Origin of the sequence: Nocardioides sp. CPCC 206348, from assembly GCF_048654705.1 — a bacterium.
In the GTDB taxonomy this organism is placed as follows: domain Bacteria; phylum Actinomycetota; class Actinomycetes; order Propionibacteriales; family Nocardioidaceae; genus Nocardioides.
In genome coordinates this window covers 1-4716 of the sequence record NZ_JBMCZA010000014.1, presented here as the reverse complement: position 1 = coordinate 4716, position 4716 = coordinate 1, and the positions used below count along the sequence as shown (strand labels likewise).

Sequence of the window (4716 nt, the reverse complement as noted above, 5' to 3'; positions counted from 1 at the left end):
CTCAGCACGTCTCGGGAACCACCACCAAGGAGTCATTTCGTGTCCGACATCAAGGTCGCCGTACTGTCCGCCGAAGCGCGCCAGGACTCGACGGTCGCCACGGGCACGAAGGCCTGGGAGCTGTTCCGCGAGGACCCTGACGTGATCGCGGCGCGGGTTGCCGGCGAGCTCAAGGACCTGTCCTACGAGCTCGTGGACGGCGACGAGGTCGAAGGCGTGGCGATCACCAGCCCGGACGGCCTCGACATCCTGCGCCACTCCACCGCGCACGTGCTCGCCCAAGCCGTGCAACAGCTCTTCCCGGAGGCCAAGCTCGGCATCGGCCCGCCGATCGCGAACGGCTTCTACTACGACTTCGACGTCGAGACCCCGTTCGTTCCCGAGGATCTCGTCAAGATCGAGACCGCGATGCGCAAGATCATCAAGGAGAACCAGCGGTTCTCCCGTCGCGTGACCACCGATGCCGACGCGTTGGAGGAGCTGAAGGACGAGCCCTACAAGGTCGAGCTGATCGGCCTGAAGGGCAACGCCGGCGAAGCCGCGGAGGGCGCGGGTGCCGAGGTCGGCGCGGGCGAGCTGACCATCTACGACAACCTCAACCGCAACAACGAGGTCGCGTGGAAGGACCTCTGCCGCGGGCCGCACCTGCCGACCACCAAGCGGGTGCCGGCCTTCAAGTTGATGCGCAGCGCTGCGGCGTACTGGCGCGGCGACGAGAAGAACAAGCAGCTCCAGCGCATCTACGGCACCGCGTGGCCGAGCAAGGAGGAGCTCGACGAGCACCTCCACCGCATCGAGGAGGCTGAGCGCCGCGACCACCGCAAGCTCGGCCGCGAGCTCGACCTGTTCAGCTTCCCCGACGAGATCGGTTCCGGCCTCGCGGTCTTCCACCCCAAGGGTGGCGTGATCAAGCGCGTGATGGAGGACTACGTCCGCCAGCGCCACATCGAGGAGGGGTTCGAGTACGTCGGCACCCCGCACATCACCAAGGACCAGCTCTTCTACACCTCGGGCCACCTCCCGTACTACGCGGACACGATGTTCCCGCCCATGGAGTTCGAGGGATCGAACTACATGGTCAAGCCGATGAACTGCCCCATGCACAACCTGATCTACAAGTCGCGCGGGCGCTCCTATCGCGAGTTGCCGTTGCGACTCTTCGAGTTCGGCTCGGTCTACCGCTACGAGAAGTCCGGTGTCGTGCACGGCCTGACCCGCGTTCGCGGCATGACGCAGGACGACTCGCACTCGTACGTCACCGCTGAACAAGCCCCCGGTGAGATCAAGCACTTGCTGGACTTCGTGCTCGGCCTGCTCAAGGACTTCGGCCTCGACGACTTCTACCTCGAGCTGTCGACCCGTGACGACTCCAAGCCGGACAAGTTCGTCGGGTCCGACGAGGACTGGGCGATCGCGACCAAGGTGCTCGAGGACGTCTGCGTCGAGTCGGGGCTCGAACTGGTCCCCGACCCCGGCGGCGCCGCGTTCTACGGCCCCAAGGTCTCGGTCCAGTGCCGCGACGCGATCGGCCGCACCTGGCAGATGTCGACGATCCAGTACGACTTCAACCAGCCGGCCCGGTTCGAGCTCGAGTACAACGGCGCTGACGGCCAGAAGCACCAGCCGGTGATGATCCACTCGGCGAAGTTCGGTTCGCTCGAGCGGTTCTTCGGTGTCCTGGTCGAGCACTACGCCGGAGCGTTCCCCCCGTGGCTCGCCCCGATCCAGGTGCAGGCGATCCCGGTCGCCGACACGTTTGCGGACTACCTGTACGACGTGGCGAAGCAGATGAAGGCGGCCGGCCTGCGCGTCGAGGTCGACGACTCCGACGACCGGATGCAGAAGAAGATCCGCAACGCGCAGCTGCAGAAGGTGCCGTTCATGCTCATCGCCGGTGCGGACGATGTCGAGGCGGGCGCCGTGAGCTTCCGCTACCGCGACGGACGACAGGACAACGGTGTGCCGATCGCCGACGCCATCGCTCGGGTCCTCGAGGCCGTCGCCACCCGTTCGCAGGTCTGATCGTGAAGCGGCGGGCGTCGGTCGCGGCCTCGTCGGTCCTGTTGCTCCTGCTCGCAGGGTGTGGCGGAACCGACCCGACCGCGGGCGCGCCGCCGCGCCCGCCGGCCAGCACCGCCACGACGGAAGCAACGTCGGCCACCGACACCGGTCGTCCCGGAGGCGACGCCGGTGATCCCGGCGCCGACGCCAGCAACCTGGCCGAGGCTGCGGAGAACCTGGCTCGCGAGGGCAACCAGCCCACCAGCAACATCGCCCCGCGGGACGGCGAGGTCCTCGGCGGCGACGTGAGCTGGCCGCAGTGTCCGAAGGGAATGGGGATCCCCGAGAAGCAGGGCCTCGGCATGCCGATGCCGCTGCCGGCGGCGGAGTACGTCGTACTCGGATTGACCAACGGCCCGGGCTTCACGCCCAACCCGTGCCTGGCCGACCAGGTGAAGTGGGCCAAGGACAACGACGTCCTCGTCGCCGTCTACGCCGTGTCGAGCTATCCCGACAAGGCCACCCTCGCCAAGTACGGCGCCGACGGCCCGCACGACGCGTCGACGAAGATCGGTCGCCTCAAGAACGTCGGCTACCAGCAGGCTCGCTTCAACATCGGCACCATGGGCCAGGTCGGCCTGCTCAGCCCGATCGTCTGGATCGACGTCGAACCGGTCCCGGTCTTCGAGTGGAGCGACGACCTCCAGGCCAACGCCGCGGTCATCGAGGGCGTCGCCCGCGGGTACGTCGACGCCGGCTTCCGGATCGGCGTGTACTCGACCCCCAGCCTCTATCAGCGCGTCGTCGGCGACCTGGCCCTCGGGGGAGTCCCGGAGTGGCGGGCCGCCGGACAGACCTCCCGCACGGAGGCGCGGAATCGCTGCGGCGACGACTGGTCGATCCAGGGCGGGCCCGCCGTCATGGGTCAGTGGGTCGAGGAACGCCGGGACCAGAACATCACCTGCCCCGGCATCGCGCGGGACCTCGGGCAGTGGTTCCACCGGTACACCTGAGGGCCGTTGGCTAGTCTGCGCATGGTGTGCCGGACCTCCGGCAGGAGGGGGCCGCACGTGGGGAGAAAAAGGACAGGGGAGTGCTGATGTCTTCGGACGACAGCCCGGAGTTGCTGGACGGGCGCCGGACCAGGTGGCAGGAGCACAACCAGGTGCGCCGGCAGGTGATCATCGACGCTGCCATCGCGGTGATGGAGCGACAGGCGCCGGGTGAGGAGATCCAGGTGCAGGCCGTGGCCGACGAGGCCAAGATGAGCCGCACCGTCATCTACCGGCACTTCGAGGACCGCACCGATCTCGACCGGGCAGTCCAGCGCCAGGTCTGTGAGGACGTCGGCGCCGCGCTGCTGCCCGCACTCTCGTACGACGGCACGCCGGACCAGATCATCCACCGGATCGTCGGCAGCTTCATCCGGTGGGCCGAGGCCCACCCGAGCCTCTACTGGTTCGCGGAGCGCGACCTCGCTGGTTGGGGTCCGAGCCCCCTGGGACAGGCCATCGAACAGGTGGCCGAGGGCATCGAGGGACTGATGGCGATCGTGGTCGGAGCCGTGGGAGTCGAGCTCAGCGACGACGACCGTGCAGCGCTCGACCCCTGGGTCTTCGGCATGATCGGCGCCGTCTTCGCGGCCGTCCGACGCTGGCTCGAGCGCGACGTGCGCGAACCCAGCATCGACACCTGCATCAGCATCCTCTCGGAGTCGATCTGGCTCCAGATCAACGGTCTGGCGCTCTCGCGGGGCATCAACCTGCCGGACCTGCCGATCGTCGACCTCCTGCAGGCGCTCTCTCCCGACAGCGAAGGGGCGTGAGCCGGGCCGTGTCCGACCTCAACCGGCTGGACCGGCTCTGGACGCCGCACCGGATGGCCTACGTGAGGGGCGAGGAGGACGTCGAACCGCCGACGCATGCCGAGCCCCGTCCGGTGTGCCCGTTCTGCCGGATCACGGCCGACCCGGCGACGTCGACCGACGACTCCCTGGTCGTCGTACGAGGGGAGACGGCGTACGTCGTCCTCAACCTGTATCCGTACAACCCGGGTCACCTCATGGTTCTGCCGTACCGGCACGTCGCCGACTACGCCGACCTGACGGACGCCGAGACCTACGAGGTCGCGGTGCTGACCCAGGCGTCGTTGCGCACCATCCGGTCCGTTTCACAGCCACAGGCGTTCAACGTCGGCCTCAACCTCGGTGAGGCGGCGGGTGGGTCGCTCTCGGGCCACCTGCACCAGCACGTGGTGCCGCGCTGGTCGGGAGACTCGAACTTCATGACCGTGATCGGTGGCACCAACACGTTGCCCCAGTTGCTGGAGCAGACCCGCGACCTGCTCGTGGACGCCTGGCACACCAGGGTCGTCGAGTAGCGACGAGCGCCAGCACGTCGCGTGTCGATGCGCGCTGATAGGTTCCGACCCGTGTTGGAGCGCTTCAAGGAGTTCTGGGGCGGGACCGTGCTGGCCCCCTTCGTCCGTCTCTTCATCCGGATGGGCATCAGCCCCGACGCGGTGACCCTCGTGGGCACGATCGGGGTGGTCGTGGGTGCACTTGCCTTCTTCCCCCGCGGCGAGCTGCTCTACGGCGTCCTGTTCATCACCGCGTTCGTGTTCAGCGACATCATCGACGGCCGCATGGCCCGAGAGCTGGGGCGGACCTCGAAGTTCGGGGCGTTCTGGGACTCGACCCTCGACCGGATCGGCGAC

The 4716-nt window shown here is 68.0% G+C and carries 5 protein-coding genes; all 5 read left to right on the top strand.

The window, feature by feature from the left end:
- The first annotated feature begins 39 nt into the window (after window positions 1-39).
- Window positions 40-2022, top strand: coding sequence for a threonine--tRNA ligase (thrS, locus tag ACOADB_RS00620; protein WP_378595987.1), 1983 nt, complete (start codon window positions 40-42; stop codon window positions 2020-2022).
- A gap of 2 nt (window positions 2023-2024) precedes the next feature.
- A complete protein-coding gene (locus ACOADB_RS00615; protein WP_378595986.1) occupies window positions 2025-3014 on the top strand; it encodes a hypothetical protein in 990 nt (329 codons plus the stop codon).
- 86 nt (window positions 3015-3100) lie between these two features.
- Complete coding sequence (locus ACOADB_RS00610; protein WP_378595984.1) at window positions 3101-3826, top strand: TetR/AcrR family transcriptional regulator; 726 nt, start codon at window positions 3101-3103, stop codon at window positions 3824-3826.
- Window positions 3823-4380: an HIT family protein gene (locus ACOADB_RS00605; RefSeq protein WP_378595983.1), complete on the top strand. Its 558-nt coding sequence runs from the start codon at window positions 3823-3825 to the stop codon at window positions 4378-4380. The genes ACOADB_RS00610 and ACOADB_RS00605 overlap by 4 nt, the downstream gene beginning before the upstream one ends.
- A gap of 51 nt (window positions 4381-4431) precedes the next feature.
- Window positions 4432-4716: CDP-alcohol phosphatidyltransferase family protein (locus tag ACOADB_RS00600; RefSeq protein ID WP_378595982.1), on the top strand; the 285-nt coding region annotated here is incomplete at its 3' end.

What these genes read in the sequence shown, in the direction of transcription:
- ACOADB_RS00610 (WP_378595984.1), top strand. Translation starts at nt 3,101, where the DNA reads ATGTCTTCGGACGACAGCCCGGAGTTGCTGGACGGGCGCCGGACCAGG.